Origin of the sequence: Streptomyces sp. NPDC057099, from assembly GCF_042671245.1 — a bacterium.
GTDB classification, from domain to species: domain Bacteria; phylum Actinomycetota; class Actinomycetes; order Streptomycetales; family Streptomycetaceae; genus Streptomyces; species Streptomyces purpurascens.
Genome location: NZ_JBHUTX010000029.1, coordinates 25,991 through 48,926 on the forward strand (window position 1 = coordinate 25,991; position 22,936 = coordinate 48,926).

Annotated in this window: 18 protein-coding genes; 13 read left to right on the forward strand and 5 right to left on the reverse strand. The window is 71.8% G+C overall.

Translation table 11 applies throughout. The features are described from left to right. The first annotated feature begins 57 nt into the window (after nt 1–57). On the forward strand, nt 58–3,783 hold the full coding sequence (locus ACFT4A_RS28445) for a helix-turn-helix domain-containing protein (protein ID WP_382835286.1): 3,726 nt from the start codon (nt 58–60) through the stop codon (nt 3,781–3,783). Between the two features lie 4 nt (nt 3,784–3,787). Here the strand turns inward: ACFT4A_RS28445 and paaK are convergent, their stop codons facing one another. Both paaK and paaI read right to left on the reverse strand, forming a co-directional pair. Beyond that, the gene (gene paaK / locus ACFT4A_RS28450; protein ID WP_382835288.1) at nt 3,788–5,095 is read right to left on the reverse strand and encodes a phenylacetate--CoA ligase PaaK; all 1,308 of its coding nucleotides are present in this window, start codon (nt 5,093–5,095) and stop codon (nt 3,788–3,790) included. Then, nucleotides 5,092–5,529, reverse strand: coding sequence for a hydroxyphenylacetyl-CoA thioesterase PaaI (gene paaI / locus ACFT4A_RS28455; RefSeq protein ID WP_382835433.1), 438 nt, complete (start codon nt 5,527–5,529; stop codon nt 5,092–5,094). The genes paaK and paaI overlap by 4 nt, the downstream gene beginning before the upstream one ends. A 197-nt stretch (nt 5,530–5,726) precedes the next feature. Between paaI and paaA the strand changes: the two genes are divergently transcribed. The 5 genes from paaA to paaE are packed head-to-tail and all read left to right on the forward strand — an operon-like array spanning nt 5,727 to nt 9,468. Continuing rightward, the gene (paaA, locus tag ACFT4A_RS28460; protein ID WP_382835291.1) at nt 5,727–6,713 is read left to right on the forward strand and encodes a 1,2-phenylacetyl-CoA epoxidase subunit PaaA; all 987 of its coding nucleotides are present in this window, start codon (nt 5,727–5,729) and stop codon (nt 6,711–6,713) included. Then, the gene (gene paaB / locus ACFT4A_RS28465; RefSeq protein WP_382835294.1) at nt 6,710–7,006 is read left to right on the forward strand and encodes a 1,2-phenylacetyl-CoA epoxidase subunit PaaB; all 297 of its coding nucleotides are present in this window, start codon (nt 6,710–6,712) and stop codon (nt 7,004–7,006) included. The genes paaA and paaB overlap by 4 nt, the downstream gene beginning before the upstream one ends. 10 nt (nt 7,007–7,016) lie before the next feature. Then, complete coding sequence (paaC, locus tag ACFT4A_RS28470) at nt 7,017–7,844, forward strand: 1,2-phenylacetyl-CoA epoxidase subunit PaaC (protein WP_382835297.1); 828 nt, start codon at nt 7,017–7,019, stop codon at nt 7,842–7,844. Continuing rightward, on the forward strand, nt 7,838–8,353 hold the full coding sequence (paaD, locus tag ACFT4A_RS28475) for a 1,2-phenylacetyl-CoA epoxidase subunit PaaD (RefSeq protein WP_382835300.1): 516 nt from the start codon (nt 7,838–7,840) through the stop codon (nt 8,351–8,353). Before paaC ends, paaD begins: the two co-directional genes overlap by 7 nt. After that, the gene (paaE, locus tag ACFT4A_RS28480) at nt 8,353–9,468 is read left to right on the forward strand and encodes a 1,2-phenylacetyl-CoA epoxidase subunit PaaE (RefSeq protein ID WP_382835303.1); all 1,116 of its coding nucleotides are present in this window, start codon (nt 8,353–8,355) and stop codon (nt 9,466–9,468) included. Before paaD ends, paaE begins: the two co-directional genes overlap by 1 nt. 33 nt (nt 9,469–9,501) lie before the next feature. On the opposite strand, the gene ACFT4A_RS28485 is transcribed toward paaE, so the two are convergent. Next, entirely contained in the window at nt 9,502–9,804 is a 303-nt protein-coding gene (locus ACFT4A_RS28485; RefSeq protein ID WP_382835306.1) for a hypothetical protein, read from the reverse strand. A gap of 80 nt (nt 9,805–9,884) precedes the next feature. Further along, a complete protein-coding gene (locus tag ACFT4A_RS28490; protein ID WP_382835309.1) occupies nt 9,885–11,501 on the reverse strand; it encodes a PucR family transcriptional regulator in 1,617 nt (538 codons plus the stop codon). Nucleotides 11,502–11,724: 223 nt separating this feature from the next. On the opposite strand from ACFT4A_RS28490, the gene ACFT4A_RS28495 reads away from it, so the two are divergent. Genes ACFT4A_RS28495 through ACFT4A_RS28505 form a run of 3 tightly spaced genes read left to right on the forward strand, consistent with a single transcriptional unit; the run spans nt 11,725 to nt 17,311 of the window. Next, nucleotides 11,725–12,993, forward strand: a complete 1,269-nt coding sequence (locus tag ACFT4A_RS28495) for an aspartate aminotransferase family protein (protein ID WP_376385305.1) — start codon at nt 11,725–11,727, stop codon at nt 12,991–12,993. Then, on the forward strand, nt 12,990–15,875 hold the full coding sequence (locus ACFT4A_RS28500; RefSeq protein WP_382835311.1) for an FAD-binding and (Fe-S)-binding domain-containing protein: 2,886 nt from the start codon (nt 12,990–12,992) through the stop codon (nt 15,873–15,875). The genes ACFT4A_RS28495 and ACFT4A_RS28500 overlap by 4 nt, the downstream gene beginning before the upstream one ends. Next, on the forward strand, nt 15,872–17,311 hold the full coding sequence (locus ACFT4A_RS28505; RefSeq protein ID WP_382835314.1) for an NAD-dependent succinate-semialdehyde dehydrogenase: 1,440 nt from the start codon (nt 15,872–15,874) through the stop codon (nt 17,309–17,311). Before ACFT4A_RS28500 ends, ACFT4A_RS28505 begins: the two co-directional genes overlap by 4 nt. 107 nt (nt 17,312–17,418) lie before the next feature. Here ACFT4A_RS28505 and ACFT4A_RS28510 read toward each other — a convergent pair whose 3' ends face one another. Next, complete coding sequence (locus ACFT4A_RS28510) at nt 17,419–18,165, reverse strand: IclR family transcriptional regulator (protein ID WP_382835436.1); 747 nt, start codon at nt 18,163–18,165, stop codon at nt 17,419–17,421. A 270-nt stretch (nt 18,166–18,435) separates the two neighbouring features. Here ACFT4A_RS28510 and solA point away from each other — a divergent pair, with 270 nt between their 5' ends. The 4 genes from solA to ACFT4A_RS28530 all read left to right on the forward strand — a co-directional run bounded on the left by solA (nt 18,436) and on the right by ACFT4A_RS28530 (nt 22,932). Beyond that, complete coding sequence (solA, locus tag ACFT4A_RS28515; RefSeq protein WP_382835317.1) at nt 18,436–19,569, forward strand: N-methyl-L-tryptophan oxidase; 1,134 nt, start codon at nt 18,436–18,438, stop codon at nt 19,567–19,569. Between the two features lie 5 nt (nt 19,570–19,574). Beyond that, nucleotides 19,575–20,573, forward strand: a complete 999-nt coding sequence (locus ACFT4A_RS28520; protein ID WP_382835320.1) for a succinylglutamate desuccinylase/aspartoacylase family protein — start codon at nt 19,575–19,577, stop codon at nt 20,571–20,573. 99 nt (nt 20,574–20,672) lie between these two features. Further along, complete coding sequence (locus tag ACFT4A_RS28525) at nt 20,673–21,800, forward strand: extracellular solute-binding protein (protein WP_382835323.1); 1,128 nt, start codon at nt 20,673–20,675, stop codon at nt 21,798–21,800. Then, on the forward strand, nt 21,793–22,932 hold the full coding sequence (locus ACFT4A_RS28530; protein ID WP_382835326.1) for an ABC transporter ATP-binding protein: 1,140 nt from the start codon (nt 21,793–21,795) through the stop codon (nt 22,930–22,932). Before ACFT4A_RS28525 ends, ACFT4A_RS28530 begins: the two co-directional genes overlap by 8 nt. The last annotated feature ends 4 nt before the right edge of the window (nt 22,933–22,936 follow it).

Genomic DNA, 22,936 nt, shown 5'->3' on the forward strand with positions numbered 1-22,936 from the left:
GTCCGGCAGTACCGTTCTGGCGGCCTGACAATGAGGCGGGCCGGAGGGGGTGCGGGCGTGGCGGGGCGTCATGAGGTGCCGGTGGATCCGGCGGCGGGACCGGTGCAGCGGTTCGCGTTCGAGTTGCGCAAGCTGAGGGCGGAGGCGGACGGGATCACCTACCGGGCGCTGGCCCGGCGGGCGGGCTACTCGGTGACCACGCTGGCGCAGGCGGCAGGAGGCGAACGGCTGCCGACGCTGCCGGTGGCCCTCGCCTATGCGGAGGCGTGCGGAGGGGACCCGGCCGAATGGGAGGCCCGGTGGAAGGAGGCGGTGGAGGAGTCCGCCGGTGACGGCACCCGGGACGACGACGGCTCCCGCCCGCCGTACCGGGGACTGGCACGGTTCGAGACCGGGGACAGCGGCCTGTTCTTCGGCCGGGAGCAGCTCACCGACGACCTGGTCGAGCTGTTGCGCCGACGGCGGTTCGCCGCGGTCTTCGGCCCCTCCGGCAGCGGCAAGTCCTCCCTGTTACGGGCCGGCCTGATACCCGTGCTCCGGCACGCCCAGGCGCCGGACCTGCGCCCGGCCGCGATCCGGATCCTGACACCGGGCGAACGCCCCGCCCGCAACCACGCATCCCTGTTGACCCCCGCACCACCCCACGACGGCAGCGCCGGAGCGGACACCTTCCTCATAGTCGACCAGTTCGAGGAGGTCTTCACGCTCTGCCACGACACGGCCGAACGCGCACGCTTCATCGACCTGTTGCTGAGGGCCCGGCAGCCGGAGAGCCGCCTGCGGGTGCTGCTGGCGGTACGCGGTGACTTCTACGGCCGCTGCGCCGAGCACCGCGACCTGGCCGACGCACTGCGCGATGCCAACCTCCTGGCCGGAGCGATGAGCCAGGCCGAACTGCGGGCCGCCGTCGTCAAACCGGCCAAGGCCGCCGGACTGACCGTGGAACGCGCCCTCACCGCCCGGCTGGTAGAGGAGGTCGCCGACGCGCCGGGCGGACTGCCGCTGCTGTCCCACGCGTTGCTGGAGACCTGGCGCCGCCGCCGCGGCAAGACACTGACCCTGGCGGGGTACGAGGCGGCCGGCTGCCTGGACGGTGCGATCGCCCGGACCGCCGAGGAGGTCCACGGCCGGTTCACCGACGACCAGGCGACCGCCGCCCGCCGGGTGTTGCTGCGCCTGGTCGCCCCCGGCGACGGCACCCCCGACACCCGCCGTCCCGTCGACCGCGCGGAACTGCCCGGCACCGGCCGGGACGACACCGCGCGTGTGGTCGACGCGCTGGCCGGGGCGCGGCTGCTCACCCTGGACGGCGACACGGTCGAGATGGCCCATGAGGCTCTGATCACGGCCTGGCCTCGACTGCGCGGGTGGATCGAGGACGACCGCGAACGCCTGCGTGTGCACCGGGACCTGACGGAGGCGGCCCATGCGTGGCAGGAACTGGGGCGGGAAGAGGGCGCGTTGTGCCGGGGGAGCCGGCTTGCCGCCGCGCAGGAACACTTCGGCGGCGCGCCGCGCGAGGACCTGACCGCCTTGGAGCAGGCCTTCCTCGACGCCAGTCGTGTACATGAGCAGAAGGGCCGTCGCCGGTACCGGTTGGTGCTCGGGGCGGTCACCGCGGCGCTGTGCCTTGCGCTCGTGGCTGCGGGGCTTGCGGTGGGGCAGTGGGAGAGTGCGGTGAGTGCCCAGCGTGTGGCGCAGTCGCGGCAGTTGGCTGCGCAGTCCGGGGCGCTGCTGGATTCTGAACCTGATCTGGCTTCGTTGCTCGCTGTGCATGCGTACCGCATCAGTCCGACGCGTGAGGCCGCCGCGGCGCTGTATGCCGCTGCGGCGTTACCGCTGAGTGAGCGTCTGGTCAGCGGCACCGAGCCCGTGGGTTCCATCGCCCTCAGCCCGGACGGACGCACCGTCGCCACACACAGCAGAGATGGCAAAGTTCGGATCTGGGATCTGCCCGGAGGCCGGCTCCGACACACGTTCACCGGCCACGACACTGACCAAGTCGCGGCGTTCAGCCCCGACGGACGCACCCTCGCTGTCGCTATGGCCCGTGAATCCGGCACGGAGATAGGTATGTGGGATCCGGTCACCGGCAGGAAACTCGGGACCCTCGCCATCCCAGACGGTGCGGTAGGCGGGTTGGCCTTCAGCGCTGACGGTCGTACCGTGGCCGCCACCTCCCCGGCCGCTGTACGAGTGTGGGACGTGGCCACCGGCCGCACGAGGCACAGCTTCACCAGTCTCCCCGATCCGGAAGCCGTCTCCTTCGGCTCGGACGGACGTACCGTCGCCGCCGCAGGCTTCAACGGACTGGTGCGGGTGTGGGACGTTGCCACCGGCCGCACCCGGATCACCCACGACAGCCACATCGAGGGCCGTGCCGTGGCCATCAGCCCTGACGGCCGGACATACGTGTTTGTCCGCACCGACGGTTCGGTGCAACTGCGGGAGGTGGACACCGGCGCCCTCCGGCGCACCATCAGTGACGGTCTTCCCATGAACTTGGACGGACTGGCCTTCACCCCGGACGGGCGGACCCTCGCCATCCCGGACCATGGGGACACGGTGCACCTGTGGGACACCGCCTCCGGCGCGGCCCGAGGCACCGTGACCGCCGGTCGCCACGGGCGCGGACTCACGACGGTGGCCCTCAGTGCGGACGGCCGCAATCTGGTCACCAGCGGCAACTCAGACCCCACCATTCGCGTCCACCGTCTGACTGCGTATCACCCGCGTACCACTCTGCGAGGCCACGAGGGCGCGTACATCGCGGGCCTGGCATTGGGTCCGGATGGACGCACGGTTGCCGCGGTTCGCCAAGAGCGGCCCGGCCGTGGCTCGGTACAGCTTTGGGATGCCAGGACCGGCGATCGCGAAGCCACACTGACGCTCGACACCGGCCCGGTGCGCCGGGGAAACCGACTGCTGATCGCGGCTTCTCGCCTCAAAGCCGCAGGGTTCGGCCCGACCGGGCGCGCCCTGGCCGTCCGGGCCACCGAGAACGGCGTGATCGAGGTCCGGGAGGTCGCCACGGGCCGCCTTCGCCAAAGCCGTGCCCGGGGCGACACCGGCGAGGCGGTCTTCAGCCCCGACGGAACACGGCTCGCGCTCATCGGCCATGACGGATCCGTTCGGATCTGGCACCTCTCGACCGGCGCACTACGCACCGTAGACCCGGGCCACGGCGAACCCGTCAGGACGCTGGCGTTCACCCCGGACGGCCGTACACTCGCCGTCGCGCACGTCCGGGCAGGCCACGAACAGGTCAAGCTGCTCGACGCAGCCAATGGCCGGACCCAGCGCATCATCAAGCCGAGCTCCCGAATGGTGCTGTCCCTCGCCTTCAGCCCGAACGGCCACACCCTGGCCACCGCGAGCAGCGCCAAGGGAACCGTGAAGACGTGGAACGCACGCACCGGTCAGCTCCAGGACAGCTTCAGTGTCAGCGGTGAGGTAGCGGCGCTGGCCTTCAGCTCCGATAGCCGCACCCTGGCGGCGAGCAACGAACGAGGAGTCCACCTCTGGGACCTCTCCACCAGCCAGATCAGAAGCACCCTGCCGACCCGCTCGCCCGCAGAAGCCGTGACGTTCAGCCGGGACGGTCACACCCTGGCCATCAGCGCGGGCACCTCCGTCGAGCTGTGGAACGTCGACCTGCCCGACCCGGCCCGCGCGATCCGCGACATCTGCGCTGCCATCGACACCACGCTCACCCCGCTGGAAGAGTCCCGCTATCTGCCCGACCAGTCCGCTGAAACCGGCTGCCCGCCGGCCGAGCGATAGGGCCTCAACTCTCGCGCAGATCCTTCACCCGCCGGAGCTTGCCCACCGACCGCTCCAGCGTCTCCGGTTCGACGATCGCCACGTCGACCGTGACACCGACACCGTCCTTGACGTCCTGCGCGATCGCGCGGGCGGCGGCCTCGCGCTGCTCAGCAGCTGCGCTGGGGCGGCTCTCGACGTGGACGGTCATGTGGTCCATGCGACCGCGCCGGGTCAGCTGGATCTGGAAGTGCGGGGCGACACCCGGCGTGCGCAGGACGATCTCCTCGATCTGGCTGGGGAAGACGTTCACCCCGCGCAGGATGATCATGTCGTCGCAGCGGCCGGTGATCTTCTGGATGCGGCGGAACGCGGGCCGTGCCGTGCCGGGCAGCAGCCGGGTCAGGTCGCGGGTGCGGTAGCGGACGACCGGCAACGCCTCCTTGGTCAGGGACGTGAAGACCAGCTCGCCCTCCTCGCCCTCGGGCAGCACCTCACCCGTGATCGGGTCGACGACCTCCGGGTAGAAGTGGTCCTCCCACACGTGGAGCCCGTCCTTGGTCTCCACGCACTCCTGCGCGACCCCCGGCCCGATCACCTCGGACAGGCCGTATATGTCGACGGCGTGGATGTCCATGCGCTCCTCGATCTCGCGGCGCATCTCCTCCGTCCAGGGCTCGGCGCCGAAGATGCCCACCCGCAGGGACGTGGAGCGCGGGTCGACGCCCTGATGCTCGAACTCGTCGAGAAGTGTCAGCATGTAGGACGGCGTGACCATGATGATCTCGGGCTCGAAGTCCTGGATGATCTGCACCTGGCGTGCGGTCATGCCCCCGGAGGCCGGGATCACCAGACACCCGGCGCGCTCGGCGCCGTAGTGCGCGCCGAGGCCTCCCGTGAACAGCCCGTAGCCGTAGGAGATGTGCACCTTGTGTCCCGGCCGTCCGCCGGCGGCCCGGATCGAGCGGGCGACGAGGTCCGCCCACATGGACAGGTCGTTCTCCGTGTAGCCGACGACCGTGGGGCGGCCCGTGGTGCCGCTGGAGGCGTGGACACGGCTGACCTGGTCCATGGGGACGGCGAACATGCCGAACGGGTAGGTGTCGCGCAGATCGGCCTTGGTCGTGAAGGGGAACCGGGACAGGTCCTCCAGCGAGCGGCAGTCCTCGGGTGTGACCCCGGCGGCGTCGAACTTCTTGCGGTACGTCTCCACGTTGTCGTACGCGTGCCGCAGACTCCGGCGCAGCCGGTCGAGCTGGAGCTCGCGCAGTTGCTCGCGGGTGAGGCGCTCGGCGTCGTCCAGCAGATCGTGGGGGAGGGGCTCGCCGGTCATCGCGACTCCTTCGACGTCGTACTCGCGGGAGTGCTCGCGGCCGCACTCGCTGCCGTACTCGCGCTCGTGCTCCCGATGGTGCGGCTGCGGCCCCGGAACTCCGCGATCACCTCGTCGCCCCGCAGCACGCTCACGTCGTAGAGGCCGCTGCGGCCGAACCGGGTGCGTTCCTCGGCCCGCGCCACGAGCACGTCGCCCTCGTACGCCGGAGCCACGAAGGTGACATCGGCCCCGGCCGCGACGGTCACCGGGCCGTGGCTGTTGCACGCGCAGGCGAAGGCGCTGTCGGCGAGCAGGAAGTCATAGCCCCCGTGGGCGATCCCGTGCCCGTTCACCATCCCCGGGGTCACGGTCATCCGGAGCACGGCGGTCCCTTCGCCCTGCTCGAGCAGCTCGACACCGAGCCCGCGTGAGGCCTGGTCCGCGGCGAACATCGCCTCCGCGGCCGGCGTCGCGTCAGCGGTATGGGTCACCTTCGCACCACCTTGTCTACCGACCGAACATTCGGTTAGCTTCGGCGTTGCCAAGTAATCCCATCGCCTCCGGGCATGTCAAGGGTCGAGGGCTTACCAAGGGGCCCGGGCCTGTCCTATCATGGACCGAACGAATGGTCGGTTGGGAAGTGGGACGGATGGATACGACACGCTCCAGCCCCGCGGGGGCGGACGGCGCCGAGCCGGTTCTCCAGCAGCACTTCGACGCGACGATCGCGCGGGACCAGCGGATCGAGCCGCGCGACTGGATGCCGGAGGGCTACCGGAAGACACTGATCCGTCAGATCGCGCAGCACGCGCACTCGGAGATCATCGGCATGCAGCCGGAGGGCGAGTGGATCACGCGCGCGCCGTCGCTGCGCCGCAAGGCCATTCTGTTCGCCAAGGTCCAGGACGAGGCCGGGCACGGGCTGTATCTGTACTCGGCGGCGGAGACGCTGGGCGCGGACCGCGCGGATCTCACGGACCGGCTGATCGAGGGCCGCCAGAAGTACTCGTCGATCTTCAACTACCCCACGTTGAGCTTCGCGGACGTCGGGGTGATCGGCTGGTTCGTGGACGGTGCCGCGATCTGCAACCAGGTGCCGCTGTGCAGGTCGTCGTACGGGCCGTACGCGCGCGCGATGGTGCGGATCTGCAAGGAGGAGTCGTTCCACCAGCGGCAGGGCTACGAGCTGCTGATGACGATGATGCGCGGCACCGCGGCGCAGCGGGAGATGGTGCAGGACGCGGTGGACCGCTGGTGGTGGCCGTCCTTGATGATGTTCGGCCCGCCCGACGACGCCTCGCCCAACTCCGCGCAGTCGATGGCCTGGAAGATCAAGCGGCACAGCAACGACGAACTGCGTCAGCGCTTCGTCGACATGACCGTCCCGCAGGCCGAGAAGCTCGGCGTGACGCTCCCGGACCCGGAGCTGCGCTGGAACGACGAGCGGGAACACCACGACTTCGGCACCCCGGACTGGGACGAGCTGATGCGGGTCATCAAGGGCGACGGCCCGTGCAACGCCCAGCGGACGGAGCGACGCCGCACGGCCCACGAGGAGGGCACCTGGGTGCGCGAGGCGGCCACCGCCCACGCCGCCAAACAGGCGGCCCGCGCACAGAAGGGAGCGGTGGCATGAGCGCCGCCGACAAGAAGGACTGGCCGCTGTACGAGGTGTTCGTACGGGGCAAGCGCGGCCTGAACCACGTCCACGTGGGCTCGCTGCACGCCGCCGACGACCGCATGGCGCTCACGCACGCCCGCGACCTGTACACGCGGCGCAACGAGGGCGTCAGCATCTGGGTCGTGCGGTCCGAGCACATCACCGCCTCGACCCGCGACGAGAAGGACCCGTTCTTCGAGCCCAGCGCCGACAAGGTCTACCGGCACCCGACGTTCTACGACATCCCCGCCGACGTCCCGCACATCTGAAGGAGAGGGCATGAGTGACGACCACGTCTACATGACCCTCGCCGAGGGGCACGAGGACGACACCCGCTGGGCCTACGGCACCGGCTTCGAGGACCCCCTGCACGGCGTGGACACGGCCGTGCCCGACGGCGTCGACGCCGGTGAACTGGCCGCCCTCTGCGTCACCCTGGCCGACGACGCCCTGGTCTCGTCCCAGCGGCTCGCCGAGTGGACCACCCGGGCCCCCGAGCTGGAGGAGGAGGTGGCCCTGGCCAACATCGGACTCGATCTGCTCGGCCAGGCCCGTCTGCTCTACGCCCGCGCGGGCCAGGTCGACGGCACCGGCCGCGGCGAGGACGCCTACGCCTACTTCCGGGACGCCGGCGACTTCCGCAACGTACGCCTGGCCGAACTGCCCAACGGCGACTTCGCGTTCTCGACCGTACGGCTGCTGGTGTTCGCGAGCTGGCGCCTCGCGTACTTCGAGCGGCTCACCGCCCACCGGGACCCGGTGCTCGCGGCGATCGCCGCCAAGGGCGTGAAGGAGCTGGCCTACCACCGGCAGTACGCGGCCGAGTGGGTGGTGCGCCTCGGCGACGGCACCGAGGAGTCGCACCGCCGGACGCGCAGGGCGCTGGAGCAGGTCGGGCCGTACCTCGGCGAGTTGTTCACGGCCTACGACGTACGGGACGAGGTCGTTGCCGTCCTGCGCCAGGTCACCGAGGCGGCCGGACTGCCCATGCCCGTCTACCGGCCGCTGCCCGGCTCGGGCCGTACCGGCGAGCACACCGAGCATCTCGCCCCGCTGCTGGCCGAGTTGCAGGGCATCGCCCGTGCCCACCCGGAGGCGACATGGTGACGACACTCCTGGACGAGCGGCGGGCCCGGCGCATCGCCGAGCAGGTGCCCGACCCCGAGCTGCCCATGCTCACCCTGGCCGACCTCGGAGTGCTGCGCGAGGTGTCCCTGACCCCGGACGGGACGGTCGTCGCGAGCCTCACCCCGACCTACTCGGGCTGCCCGGCGATGGCGGAGATGCGCGCCGGGGTCGCTGCCCGGCTGAGGGACGCGGGCTACGCGCGTGTGGAGATCCGCACCGTCCTCGACCCGCCGTGGACCAGCGACTGGATCACACCGGACGGCCGGCGCAAGCTCGCCGAGCACGGCATCGCCCCGCCCGGGGCAGCGCCCGCACGCACCACCGGCCCGGTCCCGCTCGTGCTGTCACCGACCCGCCGCTCGGTGCCCTGCCCCCGCTGCGGTTTCCACGACACCGAGGAGACCTCCCGCTTCGCCGCCACGTCCTGCAAGTCCCTGTGGCGCTGCCTCGCCTGCCGCGAGCCGTTCGAGTACGTCAAGGAGATCTGATGGACGACCTGATGGAGCCGGCCCCCGCCCCGGCGGCACGCGCGCGTGCCCGCCGACGTCCGGTCTTCCACCCCCTGCGGGTCGCCGCCGTGCGGCCGCTGTGCGAGGACGCGGCAGCCGTCAGCTTCGACATCCCGGCCGAGCTGGCCGAGGAGTTCGCCTTCGAGCCGGGCCAGTCGCTCACCCTGCGGCGCGAGATCGACGGCCGCGACGAGCGCCGCTCCTACTCGATCTGCTCACCCGCAGGCACCGCCCCGCGCATCGGCGTCCGGGTCGTACCGGGCGGCCTGTTCTCCTCCTGGCTGGTGCGCGACGTACGCCCCGGCGACACCGTCGAGGTCATGGCACCCACCGGCGCCTTCACACCCGACCTCACCGCCCCCGGCCACCACGTCCTGATCGCGGCCGGCTCCGGGATCACGCCCATGGTCTCCATCGCCGAGTCCGTCCTGGCCGCCGACTCCCGCTCGACGGTCACCCTCCTCTACGGCAACCGCCGCACCGGCACCGTGATGTTCGCCGACGAGCTGGCCGACCTGAAGGACCTCCACCCGACGCGGTTCCAGCTCGCCCATGTCCTCTCCCGCGAGCCCCGCGAGGCCGAGGTGCTCTCCGGCCGCCTCGACGCCGACCGGCTGTCGGCCCTCGTCGACGCGCTGGTGGACGTGGACTCCGCCGACCACTGGTGGCTGTGCGGCCCGCACGGCATGGTCCGTGCCGCCCAGCAGGTCCTGACCGGCCTCGGCGTGCCCGCCGACCGCGTCCACCAGGAGCTGTTCTACGCCGACGACGAGCCCGTGCGCGAGGTGCGCCACGCCGAGACCGGCCCGACCGGCCCGGTCAGCCAGGTCACCGTCACCCTCGACGGCCGCTCCACCACCTCCGCCCTCCCCCGGGAGCGGAGCATTCTCGAAGGCGCCCAGCAGACCCGCCCCGACCTGCCGTTCGCCTGCAAGGGCGGCGTCTGCGGCACCTGCCGCGCCCTGGTCACCGACGGCAAGGCCGACATGCGCCGCAACTTCGCCCTCGAACCGGCCGAGGTCGACGCGGGCTACGTCCTCACCTGCCAGTCGTTCCCGGTCTCCGACGCGCTGACAGTGGATTTCGACACCTGAGGTGCCGGTCGCCTTCTGGCAAGTGGGTGTCTCTCAGCGGGACTTCACTTCGCCGAGACACTCCTCCGGCACGGCCACGTCCCCCACGATGACCGACTGGTACGCGACGTCCGGCGAGGCGTCGATCATGTCCTGCTGCTCGCGCCTGGCCTCGGCCCGGGCCTGCTCGATGGAGTCGTAGATCTCCTGGCAGTCGTACGTGCCGGTCGGTGTGGCTCCTCGGGTCGGAGAGTTCGAATCGTCCGTAGATGAACCGGAGTTGAGAGTGGAGGTGGCGGCGAGCCCGGCCAGGCACGCCCCCGCCCAGACGACGACGATCCGCCGACGGGTACTCAAGTGCCGCCCCGTTCACCGTGCTCGACCTTCATCGAACCCCCTCTGAAGATGGTGCCGACGCCTCGGCACTGAGGCATCCTTCACCCGGCGCGCAGCACGCGCAACGCCGTGAGTGCCACGTGGAGTTCGGTGCGCCGCTCCCCGGATTCCAGATCCGATTCGAGGAGGCGCTCAATGGTGCGCAGGCGCTGGTACATGGTCTCCCGGGACAGACCGCCGCGCCGGGCCGCCGTCGTCTTGTTGCCGGCGGCGTCGAGGTAGTGGCCCAGCGTCGTGAGCAGCTCGGTGCCGTGCCGGGTGTCGTGGTCGATGAGCCGGCCGAGGCGGCGCTCGGTGTAGTCCTGGACGCGCGTGTCCTCGCGCAGGGCGTACAGCAGGCGGCGCAGATCGATGTCCGGCAGCTCGTGGAAGGAACGGTCCGGGGGAGGGAGCTGGCCGGGCGGGGTGGCCTCTATGACACGGGCCGCCTCCCGGAAGGAGCGTGCCGTGTCGGCGAGGTCCGCCACCTCCGAGCCGACACCGACGATCGCCCCCGGGACCAGCCCCAGCGCGGTGCGGCACAGCCGTTCCGCCACAGGACGCCAGGGCCGGTCGGGGCGCAGGGCGGGCAGGATGCCGAGGCGCCCGGGGGCGAGTTCGCCGACGAGGGCCGGGACCCCCGCCGATCGCAGCTCGCTGTGCAGTCGGGTCTCCAGCTCGCCTCCCTCGGCACCCGGGCCCAGGTCGAGGAGGATCGCCAGATAGCCGACGCCCTCCGTGGGCAGGCCCAGCGCGGCGCAGCGGGCGCGGGCGTCCTCGGGGGAGTGGTGGCGCTGTTCCGCCAGCTCCCGCAGGGCGGTGCGGTGGGCCGTGTGCTCCCAGGGCGTGGAGTGGATCAGCCGGGCGACGGTCAGGGCCATAGCCGTCCGCTCCAGGACGGTGATGTGCTCGGGCCCGAAGGCCGGGCCGCCGTCGACGGGGGCCCTGAGCATGGCCAGGCGGCCCCACTGTTCGCCCTGGTAGGAGACGGGCGCCGTCAGCCAGCCCTCCGGGCCGCTCGCCCCGGTGTGGTCGCCGGGCTCGGTGGCCCGGGAGCGCTGTTCCCAGTCGCCGAGCGCCTCCTCCACCGTGCTGCCCGACGGTTCGCAGATCAGCGCCTGGTGCACCAGGTTCTCCAGGACGACCGTGCGGCCGCTCATCTCCGCCGCCGCGCGCACCACGTCCTCAGGGCCCGCGCCGCGCAGCGTGAGCCCGGTGAACGCCTCGTGGATCCGCTGGGTCCGGCGCATCGCGTCGGCCTGGCTGCCGAGGATGAGCGCGTGGACGACCTGCGTGACCTCCAGGAAGTTGACGTCCCGTGCGAGGGTGACCAGGGGCAGCCCCCGGGCGCGGCAGGCCTGGACGAGGGCGTCGGGCGGCCGGTGGTAGCGCCGTACCAGCTCGATGACCAGGGCGGCCGCTCCCACGTCCGTGAGTTCGTCGACGTACCGGCGCACCCCCGCGGCGTCGTCGGGCAGGGGCATGCCCGTGGTCAGGACCAGCTCGCCGCCCTTGAGGAAGGACGCCGGGTCCGTCAGCTCGGTGATGTGCACCCAGCGCACCGGCCGGTCCAGCCCGGCCGGCCCGGTGACGACCTGGGGCTGCCCGGCGGCCAGGACCGGCAGGGCCAGGATGTCGGCGACGCTCGGCGGGTGTGGATTCACGGTGGCTCCCTGCATGCCTGGTCACTCTGACAAGCGCCACTGACCTGCGCAAGAGCTGTCCACGGGAGGGACGGGCGGGATCAGGGGGGTCCGGTGGTTGACACAACGTCCGAACAACGCGTTCCGGCTGGACAGATCACGCGTTGTCGCGCCGCGCGGCGGCCCGGATGCTCGGGGTTGTCGGACCAGTACCGCGGATCACCGCAAGCAGACCTCGACGTACGGCCGGGAGACGAACATGACCGCACTGTCGCCGCACCTTCGCCAGGCCACGCCCGTGGTGGCCGCCCGGGGCGAGGGCGTCCATCTCTACGGTGAGGACGGCCGCCGCTACCTCGACTTCACCGCCGGCATCGGCGTCACCAGCACCGGGCACTGCCACCCCAAGGTCGTGGCGGCGGCGCAGGAGCAGGTGGGCACGCTCATCCACGGCCAGTACACGACCGTCATGCACCAGCCGCTGCGCCGCCTCGTGGAAAAGCTGGGCGAGGTGCTGCCGGCCGGCCTGGACAGCCTGTTCTTCACCAACTCCGGCAGCGAGGCCGTCGAGTCGGCACTGCGGCTGGCCCGCCAGGCCACCGGCCGTCCCAACGTCCTGGTCTGTCACGGCGGCTTCCACGGCCGTACGGTCGCCGCCGCGTCCATGACGACCTCCGGGATCCGCTTCCGGTCCGGCTTCTCCCCGCTGATGAGCGGGGTGGTCGTCACACCGTTCCCGACGGCCTACCGGTACGGCTGGGACGAGGAGGCCGCCACCCGCTTCGCCCTGAAGGAGCTCGACTACACCCTCCAGACGATCTCCTCACCGGCCGACACGGCCGCGATCATCGTCGAGCCGGTGCTCGGCGAGGGCGGGTACGTGCCCGCGAACCGTGCCTTCCTGGAGGGGCTGCGGGAGCGGGCGGACCGGCACGGCTTCCTGCTGATCCTCGACGAGGTGCAGACCGGCGTCGGCCGCACCGGACGCTTCTGGGGCCACGACCACTTCGGTGTCACCCCGGACATCCTCGTCACCGCCAAGGGAATCGCCAGCGGCTTCCCGATCTCCGGCATCGCCGCCTCCGAGGAACTGATGGCCAAGGCCTGGCCCGGCTCCCAGGGCGGCACCTACGGCGCCAACGCCGTCGCCTGCGCCGCTGCCTGCGCCACCCTCGACGTCGTACGCGACGAGAAGCTCGTCGAGAACGCCGAGACGATGGGCCAGCGGCTGCGCCAGGGCCTGGAGGCGGTGGCCGACCGCACCCCGGGCATCGGCGACGTCCGCGGCCTCGGCCTCATGCTCGCCAGCGAGTTCGTCACCGAGGACGGCAGCCCCGACCCCGAGACCGCAGCTCGCGTGCAGCGCGCCGCCGTCGACGAGGGGCTGCTCCTGCTGCTGTGCGGCGCCTGGAACCAGGTGGTCCGGATGATCCCGGCGCTCGTCATCGACGAGGCGGGCGTGGACGAGGGCCTGCGGGCCTGGGCGAAGGCGGTCGAGGCCGGCACGTCGGGAGCCGGGGACCGATGACCACCGCCACCCGCGACCTGGCGGGTCTGACGGCCCGGATCGCCGAGATCGCGCCCGGTCTGCGGGTGGAGACCGGCCCGGGGGCGACGGGCCCCTACGCCTACGACGCCTCCAACTACCGGGTGCTGCCGTGGGCCGTGGCCTTCCCGCGCACCGCCGACGACGTGGTCGCGGTGTTGCGGGCCTGCCGGGAGGCGGGCGTGCCCGTCACGGCCCGGGGCGGCGGCACCAGCATGGCGGGCAACGCCGTCGGACTCGGGGTCGTCCTGGACTTCTCCCGGTACATGAACCGGATCCTGGACATCGACCCCGAGACCCGCACCGCACGCGTCGAGACCGGTGTCGTCCTCGACGCGCTGCGGAGCGCGACCGTCCCGCACGGGCTCGACTTCGGCCCCGACCCGTCCTCGCACAGCCGCTGCACCCTCGGCGGCATGATCGGCAACGACGCGTGCGGCAACCGGTCGGTGCGCGACGGGCGGACCAGCGGCCATGTCGAGGCCCTGGAGATCGTCACGGCCGACGGCGTGCGGGCCGTCGCCGACCGCACCGGACTGCATCCGGTCGATCCCCGCGACGCCGAAGTCATCGCGCGGCTCGCATCCGACCTCCGGAAGCTGATCGCCGACAACCTGGAGCCCATCCGTACCGAACTGGGCCGGATCCCGCGCCAGGTCTCCGGCTACCAACTGCACCGCCTGCTGCCCGAGAACGGCTTCGACATGGCCCGCGCGCTCGTGGGCACCGAAGGCACCTGTGCGGTCGTCACCGCCGCGACGGTCCGCCTGGTGGCGACCGCACAGGCATCGGCGCTGCTGACCCTCGGCTACGACGACGTCGTCGAAGCGGCCGAGGACGTGCCGGAGATCCTGCGCTTCTCGCCGAGCGCCGTGGAGGGCATGGACGAGGCGATCGTCGCCACCATGCGCGTCCGCCGCGGCCCGGACTCCGTCACCGGCCTGCCCGAGGGCCGCGCCTGGCTCTACGTCGAACTCGAGGGCGAGGACCAGGCCACGGTCGACGGCCGTGCCGCCGCACTGCTCGACGTGCTGAAGGCACAGGGCCGGCTGACCGGCGGACGGGTCGTCGAGAGCCCGGCCGAGCGGCGCTCGCTGTGGCGGGTCCGCGAGGACGGGGCCGGGCTGGCCGCCCGGCTGGTGGACGGCGGGGAGTCCTGGCCCGGCTGGGAGGACGCGGCCGTCGCCCCCGAGAACCTCGCCGCCTATCTGCGCGACTTCCGCAAGCTGCTGGCCGCGCACGGTCTCACCGGTGTGCTGTACGGGCACTTCGGCGCGGGCTGCGTCCACGTACGCGTCGACTTCGACCCGGCCACGGACACCGGCCGGGCCGTCATGCGGCGGTTCCTCTCCGAGGCGGCCACGCTGGTCGTCTCGCACGGCGGCACCCTGTCGGGCGAGCACGGCGACGGACGGGCCCGCAGCGAACTGCTGGAGGTCATGTACAGCCACCGCATGATCCGCGCGTTCGCCGCGTTCAAGCGGATCTTCGACCCGGACGGACTGCTCAACCCCGGAGTGATCGTCGAGCCGGCCCCCCTGGACGCCGACCTCGCGCTGCGTGAACTCCCGCTCGTGGACACGTCGTTCACCTTCCCGCACGACACGGACGGTTTCACGGGCGCGGTGCGCCGCTGTGTCGGCATCGGCCGCTGCCGCAGCGACTCCGGCGGCGTGATGTGCCCGAGCTACCGGGCCACGGGGGAGGAGAACGACTCCACTCGCGGCCGGGCCCGCATGCTCCAGGAGATGGTGCGTGGCGAGGCTGTCCAGGACGGCTGGCGCTCGACCGAGGTCAAGGACGCCCTCGATCTGTGCCTGTCCTGCAAGGCCTGCTCCAGCGACTGTCCGGTGGGCGTCGACATGGCGACGTACAAGGCGGAGTTCCTGCACCGGCACTACAAGGGCAGGCTCAGGCCCCGCTCCCACTACTCGCTCGGCTGGCTGCCCAGGACCTCCGCCCTCGCCGGATACGCGGCCCGACCGGTCAACGCCCTGCTGCGCGGACCGCTCGGCAGGCTTCTCGCCCGGCTCGGCGGTGTGACCACCGAGCGCAGGATCCCCGCCTTCGCCTCCCGGCGCGCCCTGCGGAAGACCCTGCGCGCGGCGGAGACCCTGAGTGAGGCGAAGTCCCCGGGGCCGGCGAAAGCCCTGCTCTTCGTCGACAGCTTCACCCGGGCCTTCCGCCCCCAGGTCGCGGGAGCGGCGAGCCGGGTCCTCGCCGACGCCGGTGTCCCCTGCACCCCGCGCGAGGGCCTGTGCTGCGGACTCACCTGGGTCAGCACCGGCCAGCTGTCCGTGGCCCGCAAGGTCATGGCCCGGACGGTCGCCCACCTCGACGACGGCGACGACCGGCCGATCATCGTGGCCGAGCCGAGCTGTGCCGCCGCCCTCAAACGCGACGTGCCCGAACTGCTCGGCACCGAGGCCGCACAGCGCGTCGCGGACCGCGTCCACACCTTCACCGGGGCCCTCACCGACCTCGCCGACCAGGGCTGGGCCCCGCCGCCGCTGCCGCAGGACGTCGTCCTGCAGACCCACTGCCACGAGTACGCCACCTTCAAGGGCCGCCGCCCCGCCGACCTGCTGCGCCGCCTCGGTGTCCGCACGGTCGACGAGGCCGAGGGCTGCTGCGGACTCGCCGGGAACTTCGGCTTCGAGGCGGAGCACTACGACACCTCGATGGCCGTCGCGGACCTGGCTCTCACACCCCGCCTCGACGCCCTCGACGGACGACCCGTCGTGGCCGACGGCTTCAGCTGCGCCACCCAGATCGACCACCTCGCCGGTGACCGGGGCATCCGCGCCCTGCACCTCGCGGAGCTCCTCGACCCCAGCGCCGACCGATCAGGAGAGACATCATGACCGAGGTACTGAACCAGCTGTTCATCGGCGGTGCCTGGGTGGACGCCGCGGACGGCGCCACCATGCCCGTCGACGACCCCGCCACCGGCGAGATCCTCAGCCATGTCGCCGACGCCGGTGCCAAGGACGCCAGGCTCGCGGAGGAGGCGGCCGTCCAGGCCCAGGCCGAGTGGGCCCGTACGGCACCCCGGGCGCGCAGCGAGATCCTGCGCCGCGCGCACGAGATCATCCTCGAACGCACCGACGAACTCGCCCGCCTGATGACCTCCGAGATGGGCAAGCCGCTCGCCGAGGCCAGGGGAGAGGTGGCGTACGCCGCCGAGTTCTTCCGCTGGTTCTCCGAGGAGGCCGTGCGGATCGACGGGGGCTGCGGCACGCTGCCCGACGGCCGCAATCGCATGTTCCTCTCCCGCCGCCCGGTCGGCCCCTGTCTGCTGATCACGCCGTGGAACTTCCCGCTGGCCATGGGCACCCGCAAGATCGGCCCGGCGATCGCCGCGGGCTGCACGATGATCCTCAAGCCGGCCCCGCAGACCCCGCTGTCCAGCCTCGCCCTCGCCGGGATCCTGAAGGAGGCCGGGCTGCCCGACGGCGTGCTGAACGTCGTCACCACCTCCCGCGCCGGAGAGGTCTGCGAACCGCTGCTGCGCGGCGGCCGGATCCGCAAGCTGTCCTTCACCGGCTCCACGGCCGTCGGCCGGCTGCTGCTCGCGCAGTGCGCCGACGCCGTCGTACGGACATCGATGGAGCTGGGCGGCAACGCGCCGTTCATCGTCTTCGACGACGCCGACCTGGACGTGGCCGTGGACGGCGCGATGGTCGCCAAGATGCGCAACATGGGCGAGGCCTGCACCGCCGCGAACCGCTTCTTCGTCCACCGGTCGGTCGCCGACGAGTTCGGACGGCGGCTCGCCGAGCGGATGGGCGCGCTCGAGGTCGGCCCCGGTACCCGGGACGGCGTGGACGTCGGCCCGCTGATCGACACCGTCGGGCGTGCCAAGGTCGAGGAGCTGGTCGCCGACGCGGTGGAGCGCGGCGCCCAGGTGCTGGTCGGCGGCCGTACGCCCGAAGGGCCCGGCTGTTTCTACCCGCCGACCGTGCTCGCGGACGTCTCCCCCGAGAGCCGCCTCATGGACACGGAGATCTTCGGCCCGGTCGCCGCGATCCTCACCTTCGACGACGAGGACGAGGTCCTGCGCCGGGCCAACGACACGCCCTGGGGTCTCGTCGGCTACGTCTTCACCGAGGGGCTCGACCGAGGCCTGCGCGTCAGCGAGGGCCTGGAGGTCGGCATGGTGGGCCTGAACACCGGGCTCGTCTCCAACCCGGCCGCGCCCTTCGGCGGGGTCAAGCAGTCCGGGCTCGGCCGTGAGGGCGGCCGGGTCGGGATCGACGAGTTCCTGGAGTACCAGTACATCGCGGTGCCCGTCCGATGACAGCCGTACCCTCCGACACGTCCGGGCGCACGAGCGCCTGACCCCGTGACATGCCACGCCCCCTGGTGCCGGTCGTCACCAGGGGGCCTGTCACGCGTGCCGGGCTGTCACGCGCCCAGGCGGCGGTCGGTGATCTCCGTCGCCGTGTCGGCGACCAGACGGCCCCACTCGGGCAGCCGTGCCTCGTCGTAGCGCGAGTCGGGCAGGGAGACGGCCACGGAGGCGAGCGGTGTGCCGTCCTCGTCGAGGACGGGCGCGGCGATCGCGCAGACGTCCGGGCGGTACTGGTTGCGGTTGAGCGCGTAGCCGTCGGTGCGCACCCGCTTCAGCTCGGCGCGCAGTTCGGCCGGATCGACGAGGGTCGCGTCGCTGTAGCTCTCCAGCCCGCGCTCCACCAGCTCTTCGACGTCGGCGGGCGGCAGGTGGGCCAGGACCGTGCGGCCCGTCGCGGTGGCGTGCAGCGGCGAGGTGTCGCCGATCGCGTGGAACGTCCGCACCGCGTGATGGCAGTCCACCCGGTCCACGACGACCATGCACTGCAGCGCGTCCGGCACCGACAGATGGATCGTCTCGTTCAGCGCGTCCCGCAGGCGGATCATGGGCTCCCGCGCGGCCGCGAACAGACTCGATCCCTGCAGCGCCGCCGGCCGCACGGCGAGCACGCGCGCGCCGATCTCCCAGCGCGTGGTGTCCTTGCGGTTCGCCCGCAGCCACCCGGCCTCGTTCAGAGTGACCAGCGTGCGCTGCACGGTCGACTTGGGCAGCCCGAACAGCTTGGTCAGTTCCCCCACCGTGACCGGCTGGTGCTGCGCGACCGCTTCCAGGATCCGCAACGACCTGGTCACGCTCTTCATTTCCATCTGATTTCCCCCGTTAACTCGCGGAATCCCTGGCGTACACCCCTTGACTCCCCTCCTCGCCACTGCCATTCTCGTGCCAGATTCTAGCACACCGTTCCACAATGTGGCACAGCAGGTTGGCGAAGACAGCCTGAAGCCCCCTCCCCCCGGACAGTGCGAGCCATGGCCCTTCGGTCCATCGCCTACGCCGTCCCTTCCGGAATTCCAGAGTCCGCATACCGGGCGTACAGCATCCGCGCTCCGGGAGACGAAAGGAACCCCCTCGTGTCTGCCAAGAAGCGCGTCGCCGTCGTCGGCGTCGGAACGATGGGCGCTCAGGCCGCCTGGCGCCTGGCCGCCCGCGGAGCCGAGGTCGTCGGCTACGACCGTTTCGCCCCGGGCCACGACCGCGGTGCCGCCGGCGGCGAGACCCGGATCTTCCGCAGCGCCCACTTCGAGGACTCCCGCTATGTGCCGCTGCTCCAGCACGCCGACACCCTGTGGGAGACGCTCCAGCGGGAGACCGGCCGCGAGCTGCGCCGGCTGACCGGATGCCTGCTGATGGGGCCCACCGCCCACCACCAGATGGCCACGGTCCTGCAGTCGATCGCCGAGCACGGCCTCGACCACGAGGTGCTCGACGCCGAGGCACTCGCCAAGCGTTTCCCGCAGTTCCGGATCGAGGACGGCGACGCCGCCGTGCTCGACCGGCGCGCGGGCTTCATCCGGCCCGAACTGACCATCCAGACCGCCGCCCGCCGCGCCGAGGAACTCGGCGCCCGCATCCACCGCTACACCACCGTCCGCGAGATCGTGCCCACCGGCAACGGCGTGGAGATCCGCACCGACACCGGCGGCGAGCGGTTCGACGCGGCCGTGGTCAGTCCCGGCCCGTGGGTGAACGACCTGCTGCCCGACCTGCCGTGGGAGGTGGACATCCGCCGCCTGCTCAGCGCCTGGTACGTGCCCACCACCGACGCCTGGTTCGGCGAGGAGCGCCCGGCGTTCATCCGCACCGCCCCCACCCACTGCTACGGACTGCCCTCCCCGGACGGCGTCTCCGTGAAGCTGGGCCTGTCCCGCGCCCTGCACCGCCCCGCCGGGGACCCGAACCGCCTCGACCGCACGGTGGCGCCCGAAGAGCTGGAGATCTTCACGGAGCTGATGGGCCGCTACATGCCGGACCTGAACCCCGACCCGGTCCGTCTCTCCGTCTACATGGAGGGCTACACCGAGAGCAGCCGCCCGCTCGTCGGCCCCCTGCCGGGCCACAGCGATGTCGTCCTGCTCGCGGGCTTCTCCGGCCACGGCTTCAAGCTCTCGCCCGCCTTCGGCGACATCGCGGCGGACCTGGCGCTGGACGGCACCTCGCCGCAGCCCATCGACTTCCTCTCCACCCAGGACCGCACGGAGGCCTGACGACCATGACCGAGCAACCGACCGTGGGCACTCTGACCGTCGGGACCCTGAGCGCCGAGTCCGGCACCAAGACCCGCGGCACCGTCCTTGCCGACCTCGGCACCCTCACCGTCGACATCCCGCTGACCCTGGTCAACGGCGCCCGGCCCGGCCCCCGCGTCGTCATCACGGCGGGCGTGCACGGCGGCGAGTTCACCGGCATCGACGCCGCCACCCGGCTCGCGGCCCTGCTGGAGCCCGGCGAGGTGCGCGGCCAGATCGTCCTCTGCCCGGTCGCCAACCCCCCGGCCGTCTACCAGGGCCGGCTCGGTGTCTCCCCGCTCGACGGCGTCAACATCAACCGCGTCTTCCCCGGCGACCCCGAGGGCGGCCCCACGGAGCGCCTCGCCGCCTGGCTCTTCGCGCATCTGCTCGACGGTGCCGAGGCCTACGTCGACCTGCACTCCGGCGGCATCGACGAGGTCCTGCGCGACTTCGTCGGCTACCGCCTCACCGGGATCCCCGAACTCGACGCCAGGACCGCCGACATGGCCCGCTCGGCCGGCATCGAGGACGTCATCCTCGGACTGAACGCCGAGGGCGGCAACAGCCACGCGGCCGCCGCCCGCCAGGGCATCCCGGCGATCCTCGTAGAGACGGGCGACCTCGGTGAGCGGGACCCGGCCGTCGCCCGCCGCCTGGTCGACGGCCTGTACGGAGTGCTGGCCCGGCTCGGTGTCCTGGAGTCGGAGGCCCGGAACAGCACCGCCGTCCGCGAGTGGGTCTGGGTCGCGGGCGTCACCTCCGACGCCACCGGCCTCTGGTACCCCGAGTTCTCCCTCGGCGACGACGTGACCGAGGGCCAGGTCATCGGCCGTGTCATCGACCCCGCCGACGGCCGGGAGCACAAGATCCACACCCCCGCCTCCGGACGCGTCTTCTACGGGATGCACGGACTGACCGTCGCCCCCGGCACCGAACTCGCCGCCATCGCCGCACCCGCTCCCCGGGACCCGGCCCCCTGACCCCACCCCCCTGACGCACGCCCCCCCACAGAACGAGCCCCCGCTACACGCCTCACCCCCACGCTCCCCCTTTCCGCACAGCACATCCAGGAGGCCCCCGTGACGCATCGATTCGCGGCTCCGCCGCGTGGCACCCGGATCGACCGCAGAGTGTTCCTGCGCGGCGTCGGCTCGGTTGCCGCAGGCATCGCCGCCGCCGGCACGCTCAGCGCCTGCGGCACCGGCACCAGCCGTTCCGTCGGCAGCGGCTCCAAGAGCTCCAAGACGCTCGTCGTCCGCAACAGCGGCGGTTCCTACGGCGACGCCAACCAGCAGGCGATCTACGAGCCGTTCACCAAGGAGACCGGCATCCAGGTCAAGGTGGTGAACATCGAGTACGCCCAGATGCTCGCCCAGATCAAGCAGGGCCGCCCCGAGTTCGACGTCATCGACGACTCGATGGCCGACTTCGTGCTCTTCCAGCAGGAGGGCGCCACCGAGGCCCTGGACTACGACCGGCTGAAGAACTTCAAGAAGGCCGGCGTCGCCAAGAACCTCGTCACCTCCAACGCCGTCGGCAAGAACTACTGGGCCAGCGTGATGGCGTACCGCACGGACGCCTTCGGCAAGAGCAAGCCTTCTTCCTGGGCCGACTTCTGGGACACCAAGGCGTTCCCCGGCAACCGCGCCCTCCAGGCCCTGGACGCCGACCTGCCCGAGCTGGAGTTCGCCCTCCTCGCCGACGGCGTGGCCCTCGACAAGCTCTACCCCCTCGACGTCGACCGTGCCTTCAAGGTCCTCGGCGAGATCAAGCCCCACGTCCGCAAGTTCTGGGACACCGGTGCCCTGCCCGGCGTACTGCTGGGCCGCAAGGAGGTCGACGCCTCCAGCGTCTGGCACGGCCGCCTGGACGCCCTGATCAAGGGCGGCGCACCCCTCGCCTACCAGTGGAACGGCGCCCGCCGCCAGAGCAACGGGCTCGGCATCCCCAAGGGAGCCGCCAACCTCGACGCCGCCTACCGACTCATCGACTTCTCGCTGCGCCCCGAAGTACAGGCCGCCTACGCCGAGATCTACCCCATGGCCCCCTCGGTGCCCGCCGCCTACAAGAAGCTCAAGCCCGCCACCGCCGCCAACCTGGGCAGCTCGCCCGAGCACCTGAAGAGCGGCTTCGACCTGGACGTCGAGTGGTGGATCAAGAACCAGGACGCCGTGTCCAAGCGCTGGCAGGAGTGGACGCATGCCTGACCTGAACGTGATGCCCGACCCCTCGCTCACCCTGCCGTCGATGCCGACCGGTACCGGAAAACCCCTGTCCGTCACGCGACTTCGCAAGACCTACGGGGGCGTCACCGCCGTCGACGAGGTTTCCATGGAGATCGCGGCGGGCGAGTTCGTCACCTTCCTCGGAGCGTCCGGCTCCGGCAAGACCACCACCCTGATGATGATCGCCGGGTTCTGCGAGCCCGACTCCGGCAGCATCGTCGTCGGCGGCCGTGACGTCACCCGCCTCGCCCCGCAGAAACGCGGACTGGGCTTCGTCTTCCAGCAGTACCTGCTCTTCCCGCACATGACGGTGTGGGACAACGTCGCCTTCCCGCTGACCCTGCGCGGTGTGTCCAAGGCGGACCAGCGCCGCCGGGTCGGCGAGACCCTGGAGATGGCAGGACTGTCGGCCATGGCCCGCCGCAGGCCACGCGAACTCTCCGGCGGCCAGCAGCAGCGCGTCGCGCTGTGCCGGGCCCTGGTCTACCGGCCCCCGGTCATCCTGATGGACGAACCCCTGGGCGCTCTCGACAAGAAGCTGCGCGACCAGCTCCAGACCGAGATCAAGCGCATCCAGCAGGAACTCGGCCTGACCGTCATCTATGTGACGCACGACCAGGAAGAGGCCCTGGTCCTCTCCGACCGCATCGCGGTCATGCGGGACGGGCGGATCGACCAATTCGACACCCCGCAGGAGCTCTTCGAGCGCCCGCGCACCCCGTTCGTCGCCGACTTCCTCGGCGCCGCCAACTTCCTCCCGGGCCGCCTGGAGGCGCAGACGGGGGAGTTCACCACCGTCCGGCTCGACTCGGGCGGCCTGATCACGGCCCGTCCGCAGGCCGTCCCGGACGGAGCGCGGGTGCGCGCTGCGGTCCAGCCCGGCCGGCTCGTCCTGTGCCCGCCCGACCAGGGCTTCTGTACGGGGACCGTCGAGACGGTCACCTATGTCGGGACCCTCGTACGGGTCACCGTCCGCCCCATGGGTGGCGCCGACAGCGAACTCGTACGGCTGGAACTGCCCGCCGGACGCGCCCCCTCCTTCGGCGAGCGCGTCGGCCTCACCGCGGACCCCGCGAACGTCAGCGTCTTCCCCGACACGGAAGACGGGGGGTGAGGAC

What these genes read in the sequence shown, in the direction of transcription:
- paaK (WP_382835288.1), bottom strand. Translation starts at nt 5,095, where the DNA reads ATGACCGGCGAGCCCCTCCCCCACGATCTGCTGGACGACGCCGAGCGC.
- paaI (WP_382835433.1), bottom strand. Translation starts at nt 5,529, where the DNA reads ATGTTCGCCGCGGACCAGGCCTCACGCGGGCTCGGTGTCGAGCTGCTC.
- paaA (WP_382835291.1), top strand. Translation starts at nt 5,727, where the DNA reads ATGGATACGACACGCTCCAGCCCCGCGGGGGCGGACGGCGCCGAGCCG.
- paaB (WP_382835294.1), top strand. Translation starts at nt 6,710, where the DNA reads ATGAGCGCCGCCGACAAGAAGGACTGGCCGCTGTACGAGGTGTTCGTA.
- paaC (WP_382835297.1), top strand. Translation starts at nt 7,017, where the DNA reads ATGAGTGACGACCACGTCTACATGACCCTCGCCGAGGGGCACGAGGAC.
- paaD (WP_382835300.1), top strand. Translation starts at nt 7,838, where the DNA reads ATGGTGACGACACTCCTGGACGAGCGGCGGGCCCGGCGCATCGCCGAG.
- paaE (WP_382835303.1), top strand. Translation starts at nt 8,353, where the DNA reads ATGGACGACCTGATGGAGCCGGCCCCCGCCCCGGCGGCACGCGCGCGT.
- ACFT4A_RS28490 (WP_382835309.1), bottom strand. Translation starts at nt 11,501, where the DNA reads ATGCAGGGAGCCACCGTGAATCCACACCCGCCGAGCGTCGCCGACATC.
- ACFT4A_RS28495 (WP_376385305.1), top strand. Translation starts at nt 11,725, where the DNA reads ATGACCGCACTGTCGCCGCACCTTCGCCAGGCCACGCCCGTGGTGGCC.
- ACFT4A_RS28500 (WP_382835311.1), top strand. Translation starts at nt 12,990, where the DNA reads ATGACCACCGCCACCCGCGACCTGGCGGGTCTGACGGCCCGGATCGCC.
- ACFT4A_RS28505 (WP_382835314.1), top strand. Translation starts at nt 15,872, where the DNA reads ATGACCGAGGTACTGAACCAGCTGTTCATCGGCGGTGCCTGGGTGGAC.
- ACFT4A_RS28510 (WP_382835436.1), bottom strand. Translation starts at nt 18,165, where the DNA reads ATGAAGAGCGTGACCAGGTCGTTGCGGATCCTGGAAGCGGTCGCGCAG.
- ACFT4A_RS28520 (WP_382835320.1), top strand. Translation starts at nt 19,575, where the DNA reads ATGACCGAGCAACCGACCGTGGGCACTCTGACCGTCGGGACCCTGAGC.
- ACFT4A_RS28530 (WP_382835326.1), top strand. Translation starts at nt 21,793, where the DNA reads ATGCCTGACCTGAACGTGATGCCCGACCCCTCGCTCACCCTGCCGTCG.